This window comes from Acidithrix sp. C25 (genome assembly GCF_904848545.2).
The window spans coordinates 1,093,472-1,114,338 of sequence record NZ_CAJHCI020000002.1; the positions used below are offsets into that span (position 1 = coordinate 1,093,472).

Genomic DNA, 20,867 nt, shown 5'->3' on the forward strand with positions numbered 1-20,867 from the left:
TTAACTATTTGACGATACTAAATCTCGTACTCGAAAATCCTCAAGTACCGGATTAGAAAGAAGGCGTTCCGCAATCTCTGAGACTACGTCGGCTGCTGAATTTTCGTCCTCTGCCTGAAGAAGGAGACGGAACAACTTGCCCGAAGCCACTTTAGAAACCGAACCGTAGCCCAATGAGACTACAGCATCAAGGATTGCTACTCCTTCTGGATCGGATACCCCATCCTTGAGTAGCACTTCTACAACTGCTTCGTACTTCAATTTGAAATACTCCGATATGCTAGATTTTCCAATTCGCGACGTTCACGGGAAAATGTGCGACGACGAGTGCAAAGTCTAGGCGAAAATATTTCCATTTGTGCCAAAATAAGCATTCTTCGCATCTGTGATCCAATTCTCTATAGGTTGACCAGCAATTCTCTCGTAAACCATTGCATAGCGATCAGAGAGAGATTGTAAAACTTCTTCATCAAGAGAAGGCGGCGGGGGCGTTTTATCCCAATCGAGTGTGTCTAAATAGTCGCGTAGCGGTTGTTTGTCATACTGCATTGGCTCTTTACCAGCTTCGTAGGTAGATGCCTCCCAAAAGCGCGACGAATCCGGCGTCAATATTTCATCACAAAGCGCGAGTTCCCCATCGATAAATCCAAACTCAAATTTGGTATCTGCCAAGTAGATTGAGGACTCCTCGGCAACCCTAGCTCCGCGGTTATAAATCTCAATCGATACTTCGGCTAAAGTAGATATCAGCTCCGATCCAAATATCTCTTTCGCTCGCTCGATAGATATATTCTCGTCATGTCCACTGTGGTTCTTGATAGAGGGGCAAAAGATAGGCTCATCTAGTCGCTCGGCCATAACTAGACCGTCTTTGAGCGACCTACCGTGAACAGTGCCAGATCTAAAATACTCACGTGCGGCACTGCCTGCCAGATAGCCGCGAACGATGCACTCGACTTCAATCATCTGAGCCTTAGCAACTATTACGCCTCGTCCGATGAACTTTTCGAAGGAGTCGTCATCAAAGGTTTGCTTGGTCGGAAAGAGTTCGACGAGATGATTCGGGACGATATCTTCGACAAGCTTCATCCAATACGCACTCATTGCTGTCAGGATGGTGCCTTTATTGGCTACCTGTTCATTCATAATCACGTCATAGGCGGAGACTCGATCGCTTGCCACCATCAAAAGTGAATCTCGATCTATCCCGTCAAGTTCATAGATGTCCCGGACTTTACCCGAATAAATATGGCGCATCTTTACCACTCTTTGACCACATCCCTCAGAGTCGATCCCAACTTCACCAAACTGGCGCGAAGGCACCACAAAGCAAAGATTCAATAACGGTTTAACCCATCCCATAATCTATTAGCAGCGCTTTAGTTTTTCACCTTCGCAAAGGCAAAAGCCAAACGTGCCTCGAAGAAACAACCATCTCAATAAATACCTAGGGTGAAGTAGCGCTCATTGGCCTGAAATATCACTTATCTGTCTTGCGCGGCATTTGGCACAGAAGGAATCCAAAAAGGACTCTAAATCCAATTGAATCCTCTGTTGTCAGCCAAACAATCCCTAGCCAACCAGCCAAGGATATTCAACCAAATCGATCGACTCTTGGGTTCTTCTGCAGATCTTGTAGGTAAAGCTACCCTGTCAAACAATCCTTATGGCACTCCCCTAACTAACAAAGGGCACCACAGATTGTCACCGTTTCACTGAAATTCGTTGCGCACAAGAGGAATCTTTGACGCCTCTTTCAACGTCAATGAGGCGTTAGCAATTATCCTATGAGCGTCGAAAGCGGCATCTAGCACGCTCTCGTCCAGTTGAACACTAGCCTCATCTTCAAGAACCAAGCGCAGGTGACGCCTCTCTTTTATTGCACGAGCAGCGGCACCTTGAACGATTCGATATGCATCATCACGAGTTCGCCCTGAATCTACGATCGCCAACAAGAGCGACTGAGAAAAAACTAATCCGAACGAATTGTCAAGATTTCTCTTCATCGCGACCTCATCGACGACCAAACCGCTAATCAACGAGGTGAGTTTGTTTGCCATATAGTAGGCCAAAATAGATGCATCGGGCATGATGACGCGCTCGACTGAAGAATGTGATATGTCTCGTTCGTGCCAAAGGGCGATATCTTCCAGCGATGAGATCAAGTAACCTCTCATCACACGGGACAACCCTACCAGTCTCTCAGAGAGGATGGGATTGCGTTTGTGAGGCATCGCGGAAGACCCCTTCTGTCCGGGCTGAAAATACTCCTGGGCCTCGCCAAGCTCTGTTCGTGCAAGGTGGCGTATCTCAGTCGCAATCGTCTCAATCGTCGCCGCCATTGAGGTCAATGCATATACATATTCAGCATGGCGATCCCTCGCTATAACTTGGGTGGCAGGCGTAGGAGTAAGACCAAGTGCGCCACAAACAATCTTTTCGACCTCAGGATCTATGTTCGAATAAGTTCCAACCGCACCCGACAATTTACCGACTGATATTCCAGAGATAGCTCGTTCCAAACGCTCATAATCACGGTTCAGAGCCAAACAAAAAAGAGCGAGTTTGTTGCCGAAAGTTGTGGGCTCGGCGTGCATTCCGTGTGTACGGCCTGCCATCACCGTATCTTTATATTCCACTGCCTTGTTGTAAAGCGCAAGTATCGCACCTCGCACTTGGCCGGAAATTGCCTTACCAGCCTTTACAAGAATGACCGAGAGAGCGGTATCTACTACATCCGAAGAGGTCAAACCGTAATGGACCCAACTAGCTGCGCTCACGCCGATATGAGACTGAACCACATCGACGAAAGCGGCCAGATCGTGATTTGTTATCGCTTCTCGGGCACCAACCTCATCCACAAAAGCCCGGTCGATCTTTGGCGCTAATCTGCGTACCAAAATGGCATCTTCACTTGGGATCTTTCCTAAGGTTGCTAACGCCTCGACGGTGAGCAACTCGACCTCCAGCCAAGCCGTCATTCGAGACTCATCGGAAAATATCTCGCCAATCTCTCCTATGGTATATCGATCGATCACTCTTTTGCTCCTTGGCCTAGTCGGATAATTAAAGTCAATAAGGACTAAAATAGTCCCAAAATTAGCTCATCAAATAAGACGCATCAAAACACGTCTCAAATACATATGACAATCTATTCGCCAACGATCCCTATTGCCGAAAAAGCAAACCTAGGAATCAGAAGTGATGCATAAACAATTAAATGCAAAAAGAAATCCTTAGCCAACAGATCTCGATCAACCATTAAGAAGGGATCCCTACTCTTCTCTCGCTGCTATATCCCTTCGGAATTGTGCCCCATCGAAGGAGATGCGATCTACCGCACGATATGCCTTGGAGATAGCGCCTCGGAGATCTTCATCAAAGCCACAAACTCCTATTACTCGACCTCCGCCAACCACAATTGCACCTTGGTCGGTCAATTTAGTTCCGCTGTGAAAGATTCGTACACCATCAAGTTTCGCAGCTTCGCCAAGACCGATGATCTCTCCATTTACCTTGGGCGACTCAGGATAACCAGGTGCGGCCATAACCACGACCACACCATTTTTCTTATTTGGCACGATTGCACTATCGAGGTCACCTTTTGCTGCGCTGAGCAAAAGCAATCCTAATTGGCCCTCTAGCTGCGGAAGAATAACTTGAGCTTCTGGATCTCCAAATCTCACATTAAATTCAATCAGCTTAGGACCCTCTTGGGTAATGATCAGTCCCGCATAGAGCAGACCACGATAGTCGATTCCCATTGAAGTCAACTTGGCCAAGGTTGGATGCACTATCTCGTCCATCGCCCTTTGGGTCATTCCTTCATCGAACCAAGCGACCGGAGAATACGCACCCATTCCACCTGTATTTGGACCAAGGTCACCATCACTCAAACGTTTATGGTCACAAGCACACGGTAATGCCAATGCGCTTTTACCGTCACAAACGACCATCAAAGAGATCTCATTACCAACTAGACACTCTTCTATGATGACCTTTCGCCCTGCATCTCCAAAACTAGTACCACTTAATTTTTGGGTTACATCCAAGATTGCTTCGTCTAAGTCGCTTGTTACAAGCACGCCCTTACCAGCCGCTAGACCGTCGGTCTTTATCACGTAGGGACCATCGGTTCCTCTTAGATAAGAAATAGCTAGTTCCAAATTATCAAAAGTACGATAATTTGCCGTAGGCACCTTCGCACTCGCAGCAATCTCTTTCATAAAGTCTTTAGAACCTTCAAGCATTGCGCCGTCGCGTCCAGGACCAAAGACCGACTTGCCCTGCTGGCGAAGGCGATCAGCGAGACCATCTACAAGTGGAGCTTCTGGTCCAATCACAAATAGGTCAGCTTCTAGCTGTGTTGCATCCAACGAAGAGGTACCACAAATTTGTGCAATTCCCGGATTGCCAGGTGTCACTGTAACACTATGACCCTCGCGAACAAGCGTGTCGGCGATAGCGTGCTCTCGCCCTCCACCTCCGACAACGACGATCCGCAAATGGGGACTCTGAGTAACCGCGGTCACCATTAACCCTGTACGAACTGTTCGCGCTCTGGTCCAACACCTATTGTCGTAATAGGCACACCAAGATTCTCTTTCAAGAATTCAACGTAGACCCGAGCCTCTTTTGGCAAGTCGCTAAGTTTTCGCGCAGCAGAGATATCGGTCATCCAACCTTGGAACTCTTCGTAAATCGGCTCAACCTTATGAAAAACACTCTGATGATAGGGGACCGAATCTAGGATCTTATCCCCATCTCGATATGCTACGCATACCTTTATTGTCTCAAAGCTATCGAGGACGTCCATCTTGGTAAGAGCAATCTCTGTCAAAGAGTTCAAGCGTGCTGCATGTCGCACCAAAACTGCATCAAACCATCCCGCCCTACGTCGACGTCCAGTCACCGTTCCGAATTCATGACCGATCTCTATGAGGCGATCGCCGGTCTCATCCTTTAGCTCAGTTGGAAATGGTCCAGCTCCCACTCGGGTGAGGTATGCCTTTGAAATTCCAATGATCGATCCGAGTTGTCGTGGTCCAATTCCGCTTCCGATGCAGGCACCACCAGCAGTTGGCGAAGAGGAGGTGACAAATGGATAGGTCCCATGATCTATATCCAAGAAGGTAGCTTGGGCGCCTTCGAGAAGAATCTCTTTACCCGCTGCCACAGCATTTTGTAAAATCTCAACCGTATCAGCGATATGAGGAGCAATCTTAGAGGCATATTCGCCTAGATAACGATCGGCAATCTCATCGCCCGAGAGCGGAAGACGGTTATATACCTTTGAGAGGACAGCATTTTTCTCACGCAATGCCACGTCGAGCTTTTGGCGAAAGATCTTTTCATCGAGGAGGTCTTGAACTCTAAGGCCAATTCGGTTGGCCTTGTCGGCATAGGCGGGTCCGATTCCCCTCTTGGTTGTACCAAGGGCATTCTTTCCAAGGTAACGTTCTGTTACCCTATCGAGCTCTAGGTGATAGGGCATTATCAGATGTGCAGAGCCAGAGACCAGGATGCGAGAGGTATCCACACCTCTCGCATTTAGCGCCTCCATCTCTTTGATTAAGACACCTGGCTCAACCACAACGCCATTACCAATTACGCAAGTGGCACGCTCGGATAAAATTCCAGAGGGAATCAACGAAAGTGCAAAAGACTCTTCCCCCACCACTACAGTATGGCCGGCATTATGACCACCCTGATAGCGAACCACATAGTCACACTGTGCGGCCATGGAATCGGTGAGCTTTCCTTTGCCCTCGTCACCCCATTGCGTACCTACTACGACCTTTACTGGCAAGATAGGCCTCCTTAGAAATCCCAGAACTTTTCCGGTGAAAAAGTCCAAGTAAATGCTAGGCGCATCTCAATCAATTAAGGGCAACGGCGAGGGGATTAGATGGATCAATAAAGGCATGAATTGTATCTCCCTCTCCGAAGGTTCCACTCAAAATAGCACTCGAGATCGCATTACCAAGAAGGCGCTGCAAAACTCTCCTAAGTGGTCTAGCCCCAAAGGCCGGATCAAAACCTTCGGTTGCAATTAAAGTTCGCAGGCCAGGAGAGACATCCAACGATATCTTACGAAGCGCCAATCGCTCTTTGATCTCATCGATCATCAGATCTGTAATTTTGTCTAGGTCATCCTGACTAAGGGAGTGAAATGTAATAATCTCATCGATACGGTTTACAAATTCCGGTTTGAAGAATGCCCTTGGATCTACAGTTAGATTCGAAGTCATGATCAAGACGGTATTGGTGAAGTTGACAGTTCTCCCCTGGCCATCTGTCAGCCGACCGTCATCTAAGACCTGCAAGAGAACGTTAAAGACATCCTGGTGCGCCTTCTCTAGCTCATCAAGCAAAACCACCGAATAGGGACGTCGTCGTATCGCTTCGGAGAGTTGTCCACCTTCGTCGTATCCAACATATCCTGGAGGTGCTCCGACTAAGCGAGCTACGGTATGTGCCTCTTGATATTCTCCCATGTCGATGCGGGTCATAGCCCGCTCATCGTCAAAGAGAAAGCCAGCTAGAGCCTTTGCCATCTCGGTCTTTCCAACTCCTGTTGGCCCCAAAAATAGGAAGCTTCCAATTGGTCGATTCGGATCACCAAGGCCAGCACGAGAACGCCGAATAGCATTGGCAACAGCTGAGATTGCATCGTCTTGGCCAATTACACGCCGATGAAGTTCATCCTCCATCGCCAGCAATTTACCGACTTCCCCTTCGAGCATCTTTGAAACGGGAATTCCTGTGGCATTTGAAACGACCCCCGCTATGTCGGCGTCGCTCACCTCTTCTCGAAGCATCTTCATATCAGATTGCAGCTCCTCAAGGCTGGCACTTTGGGCCTTTATCTCCTCTTCGATCATCGGGATTCGCGAATATAAAATCTCAGAAGCCTTATCGAGACTTCCCTCTCGCGAATAACGATCAGCGGCCAGTCGAGATGACTCTAGGGACTCCTTGGCTGTTCGTATCGTCTCGATCTTTTCCTTCTCAAGCTGCCAGTGACCAACCATGGTAGATCGCTCTTCGTTCAAATTCGCCAAATCAGAGTCGATCTTGCTCAAGCGATCAAGCGATGATCGGTCATCTTCTCCCTCGAGCGAAATCTTCTCGATCTCCAACTGGCGGATTCGTCGATCAACGACGTCAATTTCAGTTGGCATTGAGTCAATCTCAATACGCAAACGACTCGCAGCCTCATCGACCAGGTCTATCGCCTTATCGGGCAAAAAGCGATCTGTAATGTAACGCTTAGATAGCAATACCGCAGCCACTAGTGCACGATCCTGAATCCGAACACCATGAAAGACCTCATAGCGCTCCTTTAGGCCTCGCAAAATAGCAACTGAAGCTTCAACGGTTGGCTCTTCAACCAGAACCCTTTGAAAACGCCTCTCAAGTGCAGGATCCTTTTCGATGTATTTGCGATATTCATCGAGTGTGGTCGCTCCGACCATCCGAAGCTCACCTCGAGCCAACATTGGCTTGAGCATATTGGAAGCATCCATCGCTCCCTCGCCAGCTCCAGCTCCTACCACAGTGTGCATCTCGTCGATAAAGGTGATTACCTCACCATCAGAGGACGCAATCTCAGCCAAGACAGCCTTCAGTCTCTCTTCAAACTCACCTCGATATTTCGCTCCAGCCACCATTGATGCTAGATCTAAGGCAATTAGACGCTTGGACTTAAGGCCTTCTGGCACATCGCCTTGTACGATTCTTAGCGCCAAACCTTCAACGATTGCTGTCTTTCCTACGCCCGGTTCTCCAATTAAAATAGGATTATTCTTAGTTCTCCTCGACAGAACCTGGATCACCCTACGAATCTCTTCATCTCGGCCAATGACCGGATCGATCTTTCCCCCAAGGGCAGCTTTAGTTAGATCTCGACCATAACGCTCAAGAGCGGCAAAGGTCTCCTCTGGATTTTGAGAGGTCACCCTCTGGCTACCTCGTACCTCTTTGAGTACGCTAAGCATAGAGGCCCTGTCGACTTCAAAGAGAGGTGCCAACTCAAGTAAAAGGTGTTCTACCGAGAGATAGTCGTCACGCATCTCAGCACGATTGAGGTCTGCCATCTTGACTAAATCCAATAGCGCCCGTGACATAGTTGGATCAGCTCCAAAGACCTTTGTCGACGAATCAAGACGTGCCACAATCTTGTTGCGTAATGCTAGAGGCGAGAGGTTCAATTTCGACAGAATCGGCAATGTAAGTCCCTCTCCTTGGCCAATCAGTGCAAGTGCCAAGTGATCTGGAGTCACCTCTGGATTCGAGCGAGCTTTAGCGTCTTCAAGGGCCGCTGAAAGCGCCTCTTGGGTCTTTTGAGTCCATTTGTTAGTATTTATCGTGCTCATATATTAATCCACCACCTATTTCGGGTCCCTAGCTCCGCAATCGATAAACTGAGCCAGAAAATCTTCTAAAAAGCAAACAAGATCCTTGGTCAAACAATCAAACAGTTATTCGCGCCTAAAATTCTCTACCAAGAGATCTAATATTACGTAATCATAATTAATTCAAAGACAAAAAAATAGAAACTTTATCCCCTTTTAATTGGGGAAAATAATCCTGATAAAACAAAAAATCCCAAGAAGCAATCCAAGTTTTATGGACCTCGATTGGCCTTAGTTTTTAACTTTATTCATGGTAACTTCGGATCTATTTTGCGACAATCTCATCTTCGAATTATCACCCTGGACTAACGTCGAAATTTAACTTAATCAAGGGTCATAATTCCAGGTCGATTAAAATGGGCATGTGTTACGGTCTAGCTTCTACTGGGTTGGCTTCTACTGGGTTGGCTTCTACTGGGATAAGCCCTAGGTGATATCTTGTCTGGGGTTGTCTTATGCGGGGCGAAATTAAAACTGTTGGAAGCTGTGTTACCAACAAGATGCCAAAGCCACTAGCTACAAAACCACATTACAGTCAACAATTCTCCCAAAAAAGCAAATTATAAATTTCTCGACGCCCAAATAACAAAGCGACCATTGCTAAAGAAGTGATGCGAGAAAGCGCCTATACCAAAGTCCTACGATCTAAGGCTTCGACCAATATGTCGCCCTTTAAATTCATGGAATGTCAAGGCTACGACAATACTACCGATCAAATTGCCAGGATAAAAGAGTCATTTCGAAAAGATCTCCAAGACCTACATCTAATCGACCTCCAAACCCAAGAAGAAGAGCGCCTTTGATTAAGTCCCCTGAAAAAGATCCCGACCGCTAGATACGCTATGGCAGACGCCCTAAACCCAAAAGCCCTAAAATCAGGTTTTCCAAAGTTAGCTACCACAACGACAACAAAGCACAACTGGGGGATTTATTGCCTGTTTGAAAGAGCCCGGTTGGAATCAACAATTAGGAATCACTAGGCAAAAACGAACTTCCGACAAAGAGCACCTAAAGTGATGCATTCAAAACACAACTCGCTATCAAAATTACAAGAGAAAGGCAGCTCCCAAATGTCGTTCAAGATAGATCACAAAGACACCTCAATGACAATATAGAATCTGGGCTATTTCGGTAATAAATGACCGAAAAATCACTCTGATTCGAAGATAGCTCGCTTTCGGCAAAAGGACACGTTAAAATCCACAATTATGAAAATTTAGCCACCAAAGACTCCCAAAGCATCTCAACGATTCCAAAAGAACTAATCGTTATTTCCAATTGGAAACCTATAGTACATAAATGGAACAACCGCCTGGTTAATCGGGACTAGATCCCTTCGATATTGACGATGGGTCTCATCCACCTCTTCTTTTTTGGAATCTTTAATTCGTTTGATCTCGCTCTTTAGCTCCATCACCTCCTCTTCAAGTTCCAAAATTCGCCGAACACCCTCTAGATTCACGCCAGCTTCAGTTAGATCCGAGATTCTCCTAAGTCTCTCAAGATCACGCTGAGAATAGCGCCTGGAGCCACCGCTAGTACGCTTTGGATCCAAAAGACCGCGCCGCTCATAGATACGGAGCGTTTGCGGGTGCACTCCTGCTAGTTCGGCCGCGACAGAGATAACATATACGGCTCTAAAAAATGATTCATTATAAGATTCGCCTGCCATGGCACCTCCTTAGTGATATAACAAGAAAGGTCACTCAAAGAAGAGTCGAACTAAACCTCCTTAGGTAGGATCCGTGCTAACTCTTCAACTAATTTACGTTGTTCATCAGAGAGATTCTTTGGAATAACGATTTCAATCGTTACCAAAAGATCACCTGGCGTGATCCTGCGACCCGAGGGTGCTACGCCATATCCCTTGGCTCTCAAAACCTGACCAGACTTAGTGCCTGCCGGAACTCTAAGCTTCACACTCGAACGCAATGTCGGAACCACAATGTCGGTTCCAAGCGTCGCCTGGGGAAAAGAGATCTTAGAAGTGGTAACCAAGTCATTTCCGCGCCTGGAAAATCTTGGATCCGCACCCACCTTAATGGTGATATAAAGATCTCCACTTGGGCCCCCATTTCGTCCCGGTCCACCCTTTTGTTTGAGCCGAATGCGTTGACCATCTTCGACTCCAGCTGGAATTCGAACATTGAGCTTTCGATTGGAAGGAACCGTTCCTGTGCCTTGGCACGAATTACAAGGTAAGTCGACTCGTAGTCCCCTGCCACCACAGGCGGGACAGGGTTGAGAAAAGGAGAAAAAACCTTGATTCTCATTTACCGAGCCACTTCCTTGGCATCTCGCACAGACAACCGGAGAACTACCTGGCGCTGCACCAGTTCCATGACAAGTTCGGCACTGGGCCTCCCCAATCACATTTACTGAGGTGGTAAGGCCTTCAATGGATTCGATAAAGGTAATCGACAATGAAGTATCTACGTCGCTACCACGCTGTGGTCCAGCTGTAGGATTTCGCCTACCTTTATTGAAGAGGCCACCAAAGACGTCTCCCAAATCCTCGACTTTGAAGTTGAAGCCTGGCTCTGATCCTCCACCTCCGCCTCCGGTTCGAGGCATAAATGGAGATTGATCCTTAAAGGAGTCGTATTCACTTCTTCGTTTAGCATCTCCGAGCACCTCATAGGCGCTTGAGAGTTCCTTGAACTTCTCCTCGGAACCGGGATGGGCATCGGGATGATATGCCTTGGCCAACTTACGATAGGCATTTCGGATATCTTTTTCGCTTGCCGACTTATCGACACCCAAAATTGAGTAGTAATCCTTTTCGTACCACTCGCTGTTAGCCGACATGGGCTATCACCCCACTACCTTTACCATCGCTGGTCGAATCGTCTTACCCTTCCAAAGGTATCCAGATCTAAATATTTCCGCCACCTTGGCTGGTCCGTCACCATCTTCATGAGCAACAGCTTGATGGATCTCAGGGTCAAATTCAGCACCGACCTCTTCGATAACCACTAACCCTTCATTTGCAAGCGCGCTGAAAATTGGCCTAATTGTCTTTGTTACCAACTCTTCGTCAGGAGCACCAACTTTATGGGCTAAGAGCGAGGCTAAATCATCGAGACTTGGTATCAATCGCTCCAAAAGCGCTACTACTCGTCTTTCAGATGCTTCGGCTTCCAATCGAGCCGTTCGTCGACGGAAATTGTCGAAATCTGCCTTGGTGCGCTGTAGTGCATCCAAATAGTCGTCGCGCTCTTTGGTGATCTGCGAAACCACATCAGCCAAATTATCCCAAGAGGGAACCTCGTCATCGGCCAAGGTCTCATCTATAAGATCGGGAACGATAACCTCATCACCATTTTCCGTAAAATCATCAAAGATGGCTCCGCCGTTGCCGTCGATCTCTTGGTTCTGATCGCCAAACGTACCATCGTCTGCCCTCGTAATTGCTCCTTCGGCTTCCAAAGGCGCATCCGAATCGCTCATTGGTATCCTTTCGGTAAATATCTTCAAACTTACAATGCGTCTATCGCAAAGATCTACTCATAGCACTGTGGGAATCTAATTTCATCAATAAAATTCACTTAGATGCCACAGTGCAACCCAAGAGAGATTTGCAACTCTACATAAGATTGAACTGGTGGCCTTTTGTAATCGGTCAAAATCACAAAAGGCCAATAGCTCCTATGAATAGAGTCAGCAACTCATTAAGCGTTTAGGGCTTGGGGTCGTCGACGATCTCTGCATCGACGACTTCATCGTCACTAGCGGCACTTTGAGCACTTGCATCCTCTTGGTTAGGCGCACTAGCTGCTGCCTTGGAAGCCTCTTCGTAAAGGCGTTGAGTGAAATCTTGCGAGGACTTCATGAGGGCATCTGTGGCATTCTTGATAACCTCGACATCACTGTCGGCAAGCGCCTTCTTGAGTGTCTCAAGGGCGGCCTCCACAGTTTCCTTCTCGTCACCCGAGAACTTCTCACCTTGCTCCTTTAGCAGCTTCTCAGTCTGGTAGACCAAAGTATCGCCGTTATTTCGGATATCAGCCTCTTCGCGACGTCGCTTATCGTCAGCTACGTGAGCCTCAGCATCTTTGACCATTCGATCGATGTCATCTTTGCTTAGCGTGCTCTGTCCTGAGATCGTGATCGACTGCTCTTTGTTGGTAGCGCGATCCTTAGCAGAGACATGAACGATACCATTGGCATCGATATCAAAGGTTACCTCAATCTGAGGAATCCCTCTTGGTGCAGGAGGAAGGCCAACAAGCTGGAACTTTCCAAGGGTCTTATTGTACATGGCCATCTCGCGCTCACCTTGCAAGACATGAATCTCAACCGAAGGCTGACTGTCGTCTGCGGTGGTAAATACCTCAGTACGCTTGGTTGGAATCGTAGTATTTCGCTCGATCAACTTGGTCATCACTCCACCCTTGGTCTCAATACCAAGGCTTAGAGGGGTAACGTCAAGAAGTAGAACATCTTTTACTTCGCCCTTTAGAACGCCAGCTTGCACCGCAGCACCAATTGCTACTACCTCATCGGGGTTTACACCCTTATGAGGCTCTTTTCCTGTGATACCGGTTACTAGCTCTTGAATAGCTGGCATACGAGTCGAGCCACCTACCAAGACAACGTGATCGATCTGCTCTTTGGTTAAGCCAGCATCGCGAATTGCTTGCTCGAATGGCCCACGACAAGCTTGAGTTAGATCCTCGGTTAGCTCTTGGAACTTAGACCGAGTTAGCTTGAGATCAAGATGCTTTGGTCCCTCTGCATTAGCAGTGATAAAGGGAAGGTTAATTGTGGTTTCACCAACGGCGCTAAGCTCAATCTTGGCCTTTTCGCCAGCCTCTTTGAGCCTTTGCATCGCCATCTTGTCGCCAGAGAGGTCAATTCCCTCTGTATCCTTGAAGGTCTTTACGAGCCAATCGATCACACGTTGATCCCAGTCATCGCCACCAAGGCTTGTGTTTCCACTTGTCGACTTGACCTCAAAGACACCGTCACCAATCTCAAGAACTGAGACGTCGAAGGTGCCACCGCCTAAGTCAAAGACTAAAACCGTCTGATCCTCGCCCTCTTTGTCTAATCCATAGGCAAGTGCTGCTGCAGTTGGCTCATTGATAATACGAAGGACCTCAAGGCCTGCAATCTGTCCGGCCTCTTTAGTCGCGGTGCGCTGAGCATCATCAAAATAAGCAGGAACCGTAATTACGGCTTGATTTACAGTATCGCCAAGGTAGCTCTCAGCATCTCTCTTTAACTTTGATAGAACACGTGCCGAAATCTCTTGTGGAGTAAAAGGCTTCCCATCGATATCGATGGTCCAGTTTGTACCCATATGGCGTTTTACGGAACGTATTGTGCGATCTGGATTGGTAATTGCTTGGCGCTTGGCGACTTCGCCGACAAGAACCTCTCCAGTCTTGGAAAAAGCTACGACTGAAGGGGTCGTACGACCACCTTCTGCATTGGGTATTACTACCGGGTCGCCGCCCTCAAGGACGCTAACGACCGAGTTGGTAGTTCCGAGGTCAATTCCTACGGCTTTTGGCATCTTTCTAAATACCTCCTAGTGAAGTTTCATACACATTATATGTGCAATAAAGTTGAGTGTACTCATATCAACTTTGATTTTTGAGATTTTCTTTCCAATTCTGAAAGATTTTTTGAAAATCAAGGCTACCTTTAGAGCTTGTTATGGGACAATTGATACTTTTACGACACGGCCAGAGCACCTGGAACCTAGAAGAGAAATTCACAGGATGGACAGACATCGACCTTACCGAAAAGGGCGTTGAGGAAGCAATAGCTGCCGGCAGGCTTATGGCCAGCGAAGGCCTAGCTCCCGACATCCTTCATACTTCACTATTGCGTCGAGCTATCAAAACCTCGGATCTTGCCTTAGAAGAGCTAGGTCGTAGTTGGATCCCTGTCTATCGTCACTGGCGATTAAACGAACGACACTACGGAGCCCTTCAAGGCCACACTCGAGAAGAGATGAAGGAACGCTTTAGCTCAGAGCAAGTTCATCAATGGCGACGCTCCTATGATGTTGTGCCACCGGCACTTGATAGGAACGACCCAAGTCATAGTCGTCACGATCTTAGGTATAGCGATTTAGCACCAGAGATCATTCCGGATGCTGAATGCCTAAAAGACGTTAGAGAAAGGATGCTTCCTTACTTCTATGACGTAATGGTCCCCCAGCTTCTAGCAGGAAAGTCCCTTTTGGTTTCAGCCCACGGCAACTCTCTGCGAGCCATGGTAATGCATCTTGAAGATATCGACCGCGAAGAGATCCTAACCCTTGAGATCCCAAATGGACTACCCATCGTCTACGACGTCGATCAAAACCTCAAAGCAACACGCACCCACTGGTTGGGACGAGACTAGTTACTTGGCATCAAGTCTCTTTGGCTAAGACTTCCTCGTTCTAACATTGGCTTATTACCAGCGTCTTCTTGGGAGGCGCTGGTCTCTATAGTTCTGCATGACTCTGTGTAGCTCTTTATGGCTCTTATTGCTTATTTACACTTATCGCTCTGTATGACGCTTATGGCTCTTTGATAATTTGATAATTTGATAATTTGATAATTTGATAATTTCAAGCGGCTCTCCAAGAGCACCATTATTAGACATCACCATCCAAAGCCTAGATTTTAAAGCCAAAGCGTAAAGCCGAGGTGTAAAACCAAAGCGTAAAACCAAAGCGTAAAACCAACTCCGGCATCAAACAGGGCTAATAGTCCTAATAGGTTGATCTCAAAGATAGATCTAGATCATGGGTTCGCCGATTTCAGCGCCTTCGCCTTATAAAACGCATGAAAAACGGGGTCCTCATCGATCTTGCAGCTGGCAACCCGGGCAGCTCCAAATAACACCCCAAAGATAATAGAAAGTGCTATTGTGGCGTTGATATCTTAGCGAAACGCCAAGTGAGCAAAGCGTCCAAAGATAACAATATAGCGAGGGACCCATGGCACTTTGAATCGAAATAGCGACCAATTTCTCGACCGACGGCGATTCCTAAAAGGTGCACTAGCTGGTGGTTTGGCCGCCCTAGCGGCGTCTTGTGGAAATTCAAAGACGATCTCAAAGGCAATCGCGATACCTCCAGCTGGGTCAGATCTAGGGGCTATCGAACATGTGATCTTTCTGATGCAAGAAAATCGCTCCTTCGACCACTACTTTGGAACTTACCCCGGAGTTCGAGGTTTCGACGATCATCCAAGTGGCCAACTCGGTGCCTTCTCCCAAGCATTTGCCGCAAACACCACGATACCTCCACTCGGGCGTCTCCTACCATTTAGGCTCAACACCTCATCTAAGGTTGGAGAATGCACCTTTGACCTGGCGCATGATTGGCAGACGCAACACGAATGCTGGGACCACGGTTCGATGGCTAGGTTTGTGAGCACCCATACCGACCCTTTGCATGAAGGTGTGGCAAATGGAGTCCTCACCATGGGATACTATCTTCGACAAGACCTTCCATATCACTATGGGTTAGCCGATGCCTTCACCCTTTGCGACGGTTATCATGCCTCAGTCTTAGGACCAACGCATCCAAATCGCCTCATGTCGATCTCCGGAACGATCGACCCTAACGGTAGCCATGGTGGCCCGGTTCTAATTACCAACTCCTCTCCGTCAGCACGATTTAGCGTCGATTGGACCACGATGCCCGAAGTACTAGAGGATGCCAATATCAGCTGGAAGGTCTACACGCCACCTGGACCCCTATATAGAGTTGACAACCCAGAAGTTCTTTGGATCTCTGACGCAATTCTTCCTTACTTCTCCCAATATCGCCACAAGGGGTCATCGCTCTACGAAAAGGCGTTTACGCCGACATTTCCCGACACCTTTATGACAGACATTCACAACGACTCGCTTCCATCGGTCTCTTGGGTAATTCCGCCTTTGGGCTATGACGAACACCCACCGGCTCCGCCTGCACTTGGTGCTTGGTTCATCGACCAGTTGCTAAGTGCGTTGATTGCATCACCAAAGGTATGGTCCAAGACGGTTCTCTTTATCTCCTGGGATGAAAATGACGGTTTCTTCGACCACGTTCCTCCTTTAGTGCCACCACCAGGCACCGAGGGAGAATACATTACCAAATCTCCTTTGGATGGATCATCTGGCGGGATCAATGGTCCCATCGGCCTTGGAATGCGAGTCCCAATGTTAGTTGTGTCTCCTTTTTCAAAAGGCGGTTACATAAACTCCGAGACCTTCGATCACACCTCACAACTTCGCTTCCTCGAAGAGAGATTTGGCGTTCAAGCACCAAATATCTCCAAGTGGCGTCGAAGTGCGGTGGGAGACTTGACTTCAACACTAGCGATGAAAGCCCCGAATTTTATCGCTCCAAATCTGCCATCGCCAATCGCTAACACCGCCTCCGAATTAGCAAGTCTTGGATGTGGCCCCGGCGACCTTCAAGAGGTCGACTACAGTCAGGCACCTTATCCGATACCCTCACCACAAACCATGGCAACACAAGAAGCGGGCACAGCCAAAAGAAGGCCTAGCCAGAGTTGAACCGAGTGAAGCAGTCGGCCAGAATATCTCTTTCGAAACATCGAAGACTCCACCAAAACGAACAAAAAGGTTAAAAAATAGATTTCTTTTCAAATTAGGTCGAGACCAAGTATATTCGACCCTATTAGAGTCACTCAAGAATAATCGAGCGACCATTTCAATTGCGCAACCATCGCACTCAGCTAACCCATGAAGATACAAATCCCAAGCAGATCAACATTCCAGTCCGCACTTGGCAAAATCTTCGACAAGATCAACATGCTCGCAAATGGAGATTGGAGAGAGTGGATCATCAGGCAACGCACCTCATATAGAGATTGACAATTCTCGGATCGATCCGCTTAATTTTGCGATTACTCCCAAGAGCTCAAAGACCACGGAAAAAGCGTCTCCCTGGTGAAATATTGCCATTTAAAGAAAAAGATTAATGGATAACGCTATATTTGTCGAAAATATATTTGTGCACACGAAGTGTCCGTTCTAGCGAATCCGACCTCTGATTGATTCAAGGTAGGTATCTGCAAAAACCTAGACCATGGGATCCGGTCGTTTACAACCTTACATCAAAGTTTAAAAGGACGACGTAATTTCATGAGCAACTACGAATTCACAAATAACTGGTTTCAAGGTACGACCAAGCCGGTATGGGATGCAATTTTTCCGCAATTAAATCCTAGAAAACTTCTAGAAGTCGGGTCCTTCGAAGGAGCGGCCACCACATATATAGTCGAGACCGTCGGTGCATTGGCAAATGTCGAACTTCACGCCATTGACACCTGGATCGGTGGCATCGAGCATATGGAACAGGGCCTCGACATGTCATTGGTCGAAAAGCGCTTTTTATATAACATTGAGCTAGCCAGAAATAGTATCGACAATCGCCTTGATCTTCATATACACAAAGGAACCTCGGACTTCTTCCTCTCTAAATTATTCGCGATGGGTTTAGGCGAATATTTTGACTTTATCTACGTCGACGGATCCCATCAAGCTCCTGATGTCTTAACTGACGCGGTCCTTAGCTTTAAATTACTTAGAGTTGGAGGAGTATTAGCATTCGATGATTATCTGTGGTTCGAACAGCTCCCCTACGGACAAGATCCAATCCGTAGTCCGAAACCTGCCATCGACGCATTTACAATGATCTTTGGGCGCAAATTAAACTATATCCACGTTGGGTATCAACTCTATGTAACCAAAACCGCCAACTAAATAAAAGTGGCTTATAGAGATCTCTGACGAACCACGAGACAGACGGCAAGAACGAGTTTTAGTTACAAAAAATAATAATCTCACTTGCACATGTAGTTCTCTAGGACTTGATGCTGGGTTCAATCAAAAGCCACTAATTCCACAAAACAAAAGCGACCAAATGCCGTTGATACGATCAACCAGACTATCCAACCCAATTGCCGACTCAGGCCTACCTAAATGGGAAGCCTATTTCTTTTGCGCCGTTACGAAGATCTTTTAGTCACAACCAATAGGGCCACATTTTGGTTGGATTCAAAAAATCTCGCCAGGCGACCAATAATGTTGAACTAACTCTTGCTAAATCGACAAATTATTTCACAGTTCCCCTTAGATGTGGCCCCAGCCATCTCCAAGAGGTCGACTACAGTCAAGCGCCTTATCCGATACCCTCGCCACAAACCATGGCAACACAAGAAGCGGGCACAGCCAAAAGAAGGCCAAAACAAAGCTAAACAAACTGACTAACAGCCGTTATCTAGCAATAGGCCCTCTCCTGAGACATAACTCATCACAAGAAAGCAGGTGGCAGTGGTCTTTCGCGAATAGTCAGTTCATCCAAATAAGGTGATGTTATGAGTAATGGTGAAGAAAATAGCAAAGTCACACGATCCAAACATATTCCCCCACCCCTACTTTTCGTTCTGGCCACCACCTCGGCTCTAGCTTTGGATAAAAAATCCAAAATTAGGATAAAATCCGGAACCAAAATGACAGTTATTGGACGTCTCGCGATCCAAGTTGGAATCACAATATCTACTTGGTCGCTTTTGACCATGAAAAAACATAGTCAAAACCCAAATCCAAATGTAGAGAAAACAGAGCTAATTCAAGACGGTCCCTTCAAGTTCTCACGCAATCCAATCTATCTGGGAGCAGCCCTTAGTAACTTTGGAGCGGCAATAGCTAACGGATCTATTACCGGCGTTGTTCTCAATAGCGCAGTACTGGTTGTCATCGACAAAATAATCATCCCGAAGGAAGAAGCCTACCTAACGGCCACCTTCAGCGATGAATACAACACCTACCAATCTCGAGTGGCTAGATGGATAAGCATTAAGGGCTAACCCAGTCGAGTGAACCTCCCCGCCCTCACGGACGGGGAGGTTCACTCGACATCTTCAAATACGGTGGCACTTGCGCTGTTAATAGCTTGGTGGGCTTCACGCTCTAGCGTTTGCCACCGCTCAGTCCAAAACCATGTCTCTGATCCACCGAAACGCCAAAATGGGAACGCAGTACTATCTCTTCTTCTCTCTCAATCACCTCGACTTGGGCACCCGCCTTATCCAAGCCAAAGCGATTCAGGATACCGCTCGGAAGTGCAATAAGGCCACGATTTTGTACAGTAACAAAAATCTGCTCTTTACCCATAGAGTTATCGTAGCAATATTACCGTGGAGCGGGAATACTGCAGTTTTGAGGTTCAAGGATTGCGTCCCACCTGTTTGCGCTTTGGGAGATTCAGTGCGCGTACAAAGCCAGCTCAAAAAGATGATCTGGAGGTCATTATCGACCATAGAGCTCTCTTGGGGGGGGATTCGAGATACCCGAAACGCTTGAAACGCTTGACCAAAATGACCCCAATACCTCTGCGCTAGTGACCCCACTCAGCATCAATTTACAACGACGACACCGAAGTAATGGAGTCATTAGGCGTGTTCCCAATCGACCAAGAAGGGCCCGATCTCCTTTAGAGGAACGGTAGACGCGGGAAACCAACCACATTATGGGATATTCATGGCAAAAGATATATACCCGATGGGCTTTGTTTTAATGGTTACGATCCGATATCCATCTTCGATCCCGTGAATTAAATCAAATGATAAACACCAGTCAGTCGATCCACAAGCAACCAAAACTAACTAGATTCTGGCGCCGCTAAATTACCAAAGACCGTTAATCGGAAAACTGAGCAAATGTGCCACGTGCTCTGGCGCTCATCGATTAGGCGAAGAACCATAATGTGCGGACATGCAATACAATTACTACCGTGACTTTGCATAGACCGATGATACTTTTATTCTCCACGTTTCTAAGTGGTGCCATATTGACTGCTTGTGTAAAACCAACTGGATCAAAAGGACTACCTCCTGAGGGTGGAAGCCTAGGTGCCACCAGTGCCAGCAAAACCGCGACCTTAGGTGCAGGTGGAACCAATGCTCCAAGTTTAAATGGGGCGTCTACTGCTAAGCCACGCACCTACAGTGGTGCGGGTTTCCAAACTCCTGTCTTTTCGCCAACAACTGTTCCGAACTCAATTAATGGCCTGCCCAAAGGTCCAACTACGATCATGGTGGAAAAGACAAACTACGGAATGGTTTTAGCTGCCCCCGATGGCCATACTCTCTATATGCGACTTGGCGATACCCCAACCTATCCTGGCTGCAAAGCAACGTGTTCACTTGCCTTTCCTCCAGTGCTTACAAATGGCGCTCCACAAGCCTCAGGGGGAATCTTGGCCGGTTATCTAGGAGTTCTTACCTCCCCTACCAAGGGAGAACAGATCGCCTATGCTGGGCATCCCCTTTATACGTACTCAGGCGATACCGCTCCCGGACAGCTGAATGCCCAAGGCGCTGGTGGAATTTGGTTTGCCATAACACCTACAGGTGGGCCTCTCAAGGCACCCGCGGTAACCGCCAAAGGATAGACTTCCAAAACAACGCTCATCACTCCTTAGAA

17 protein-coding genes are annotated in these 20,867 nt (G+C 47.4%); 6 read left to right on the forward strand and 11 right to left on the reverse strand.

Annotation, left to right across the window (positions count from 1 at the left end; translation table 11 throughout):
• The 6 genes from purS to ACIDITHRIX25_RS98035 form a co-directional block, all read right to left on the reverse strand.
• Entirely contained in the window at window positions 1-261 is a 261-nt protein-coding gene (purS, locus tag ACIDITHRIX25_RS98010) for a phosphoribosylformylglycinamidine synthase subunit PurS (RefSeq protein ID WP_052604946.1), read from the reverse strand.
• A gap of 75 nt (window positions 262-336) precedes the next feature.
• The gene (locus ACIDITHRIX25_RS98015; protein WP_200891196.1) at window positions 337-1,362 is read right to left on the reverse strand and encodes a phosphoribosylaminoimidazolesuccinocarboxamide synthase; all 1,026 of its coding nucleotides are present in this window, start codon (window positions 1,360-1,362) and stop codon (window positions 337-339) included.
• Window positions 1,363-1,712: 350 nt separating this feature from the next.
• Window positions 1,713-3,038 (reverse strand): adenylosuccinate lyase, encoded by a 1,326-nt coding sequence (purB, locus tag ACIDITHRIX25_RS98020; RefSeq protein ID WP_201733460.1) that lies wholly within the window; start codon window positions 3,036-3,038, stop codon window positions 1,713-1,715.
• Between the two features lie 237 nt (window positions 3,039-3,275).
• Window positions 3,276-4,535, reverse strand: a complete 1,260-nt coding sequence (purD, locus tag ACIDITHRIX25_RS98025) for a phosphoribosylamine--glycine ligase (RefSeq protein WP_052604944.1) — start codon at window positions 4,533-4,535, stop codon at window positions 3,276-3,278.
• Window positions 4,535-5,809, reverse strand: a complete 1,275-nt coding sequence (locus ACIDITHRIX25_RS98030; protein WP_052604943.1) for an adenylosuccinate synthase — start codon at window positions 5,807-5,809, stop codon at window positions 4,535-4,537. The genes purD and ACIDITHRIX25_RS98030 overlap by 1 nt, the downstream gene beginning before the upstream one ends.
• A 70-nt stretch (window positions 5,810-5,879) precedes the next feature.
• A complete protein-coding gene (locus tag ACIDITHRIX25_RS98035) occupies window positions 5,880-8,378 on the reverse strand; it encodes an ATP-dependent Clp protease ATP-binding subunit (RefSeq protein ID WP_052604942.1) in 2,499 nt (832 codons plus the stop codon).
• Between the two features lie 650 nt (window positions 8,379-9,028).
• Between ACIDITHRIX25_RS98035 and ACIDITHRIX25_RS98040 the strand changes: the two genes are divergently transcribed.
• Window positions 9,029-9,220: a hypothetical protein gene (locus ACIDITHRIX25_RS98040; RefSeq protein WP_052604940.1), complete on the forward strand. Its 192-nt coding sequence runs from the start codon at window positions 9,029-9,031 to the stop codon at window positions 9,218-9,220.
• Window positions 9,221-9,678: 458 nt separating this feature from the next.
• On the opposite strand, the gene ACIDITHRIX25_RS98045 is transcribed toward ACIDITHRIX25_RS98040, so the two are convergent.
• The 4 genes from ACIDITHRIX25_RS98045 to dnaK all read right to left on the reverse strand — a co-directional run bounded on the left by ACIDITHRIX25_RS98045 (window position 9,679) and on the right by dnaK (window position 13,938).
• A complete protein-coding gene (locus ACIDITHRIX25_RS98045) occupies window positions 9,679-10,089 on the reverse strand; it encodes a heat shock protein transcriptional repressor HspR (protein ID WP_052604939.1) in 411 nt (136 codons plus the stop codon).
• 50 nt (window positions 10,090-10,139) lie between these two features.
• The gene (gene dnaJ, locus ACIDITHRIX25_RS98050) at window positions 10,140-11,225 is read right to left on the reverse strand and encodes a molecular chaperone DnaJ (RefSeq protein ID WP_052604938.1); all 1,086 of its coding nucleotides are present in this window, start codon (window positions 11,223-11,225) and stop codon (window positions 10,140-10,142) included.
• A gap of 6 nt (window positions 11,226-11,231) precedes the next feature.
• The gene (locus ACIDITHRIX25_RS98055) at window positions 11,232-11,867 is read right to left on the reverse strand and encodes a nucleotide exchange factor GrpE (RefSeq protein WP_052604937.1); all 636 of its coding nucleotides are present in this window, start codon (window positions 11,865-11,867) and stop codon (window positions 11,232-11,234) included.
• Window positions 11,868-12,096: 229 nt separating this feature from the next.
• A complete protein-coding gene (gene dnaK / locus ACIDITHRIX25_RS98060) occupies window positions 12,097-13,938 on the reverse strand; it encodes a molecular chaperone DnaK (protein WP_052604936.1) in 1,842 nt (613 codons plus the stop codon).
• Between the two features lie 143 nt (window positions 13,939-14,081).
• On the opposite strand from dnaK, the gene gpmA reads away from it, so the two are divergent.
• The 4 genes from gpmA to ACIDITHRIX25_RS98080 all read left to right on the forward strand — a co-directional run bounded on the left by gpmA (window position 14,082) and on the right by ACIDITHRIX25_RS98080 (window position 19,249).
• Window positions 14,082-14,777 carry a 2,3-diphosphoglycerate-dependent phosphoglycerate mutase gene (gene gpmA / locus ACIDITHRIX25_RS98065; RefSeq protein WP_052604935.1) on the forward strand — a complete coding sequence of 232 codons (696 nt, stop codon included), beginning with the start codon at window positions 14,082-14,084 and terminating at the stop codon, window positions 14,775-14,777.
• Window positions 14,778-15,368: 591 nt separating this feature from the next.
• On the forward strand, window positions 15,369-16,931 hold the full coding sequence (locus ACIDITHRIX25_RS98070) for a phospholipase C (protein WP_052604934.1): 1,563 nt from the start codon (window positions 15,369-15,371) through the stop codon (window positions 16,929-16,931).
• 591 nt (window positions 16,932-17,522) lie between these two features.
• Window positions 17,523-18,143, forward strand: a complete 621-nt coding sequence (locus ACIDITHRIX25_RS98075) for a class I SAM-dependent methyltransferase (RefSeq protein ID WP_201733461.1) — start codon at window positions 17,523-17,525, stop codon at window positions 18,141-18,143.
• 614 nt (window positions 18,144-18,757) lie between these two features.
• Complete coding sequence (locus ACIDITHRIX25_RS98080) at window positions 18,758-19,249, forward strand: methyltransferase family protein (protein ID WP_052607024.1); 492 nt, start codon at window positions 18,758-18,760, stop codon at window positions 19,247-19,249.
• Window positions 19,250-19,352: 103 nt separating this feature from the next.
• On the opposite strand, the gene ACIDITHRIX25_RS98085 is transcribed toward ACIDITHRIX25_RS98080, so the two are convergent.
• Window positions 19,353-19,556 (reverse strand): hypothetical protein, encoded by a 204-nt coding sequence (locus ACIDITHRIX25_RS98085; RefSeq protein WP_052607025.1) that lies wholly within the window; start codon window positions 19,554-19,556, stop codon window positions 19,353-19,355.
• A 676-nt stretch (window positions 19,557-20,232) separates the two neighbouring features.
• On the opposite strand from ACIDITHRIX25_RS98085, the gene ACIDITHRIX25_RS98090 reads away from it, so the two are divergent.
• The gene (locus ACIDITHRIX25_RS98090; RefSeq protein WP_052607026.1) at window positions 20,233-20,835 is read left to right on the forward strand and encodes a COG4315 family predicted lipoprotein; all 603 of its coding nucleotides are present in this window, start codon (window positions 20,233-20,235) and stop codon (window positions 20,833-20,835) included.
• Window positions 20,836-20,867: the final 32 nt, after the last annotated feature.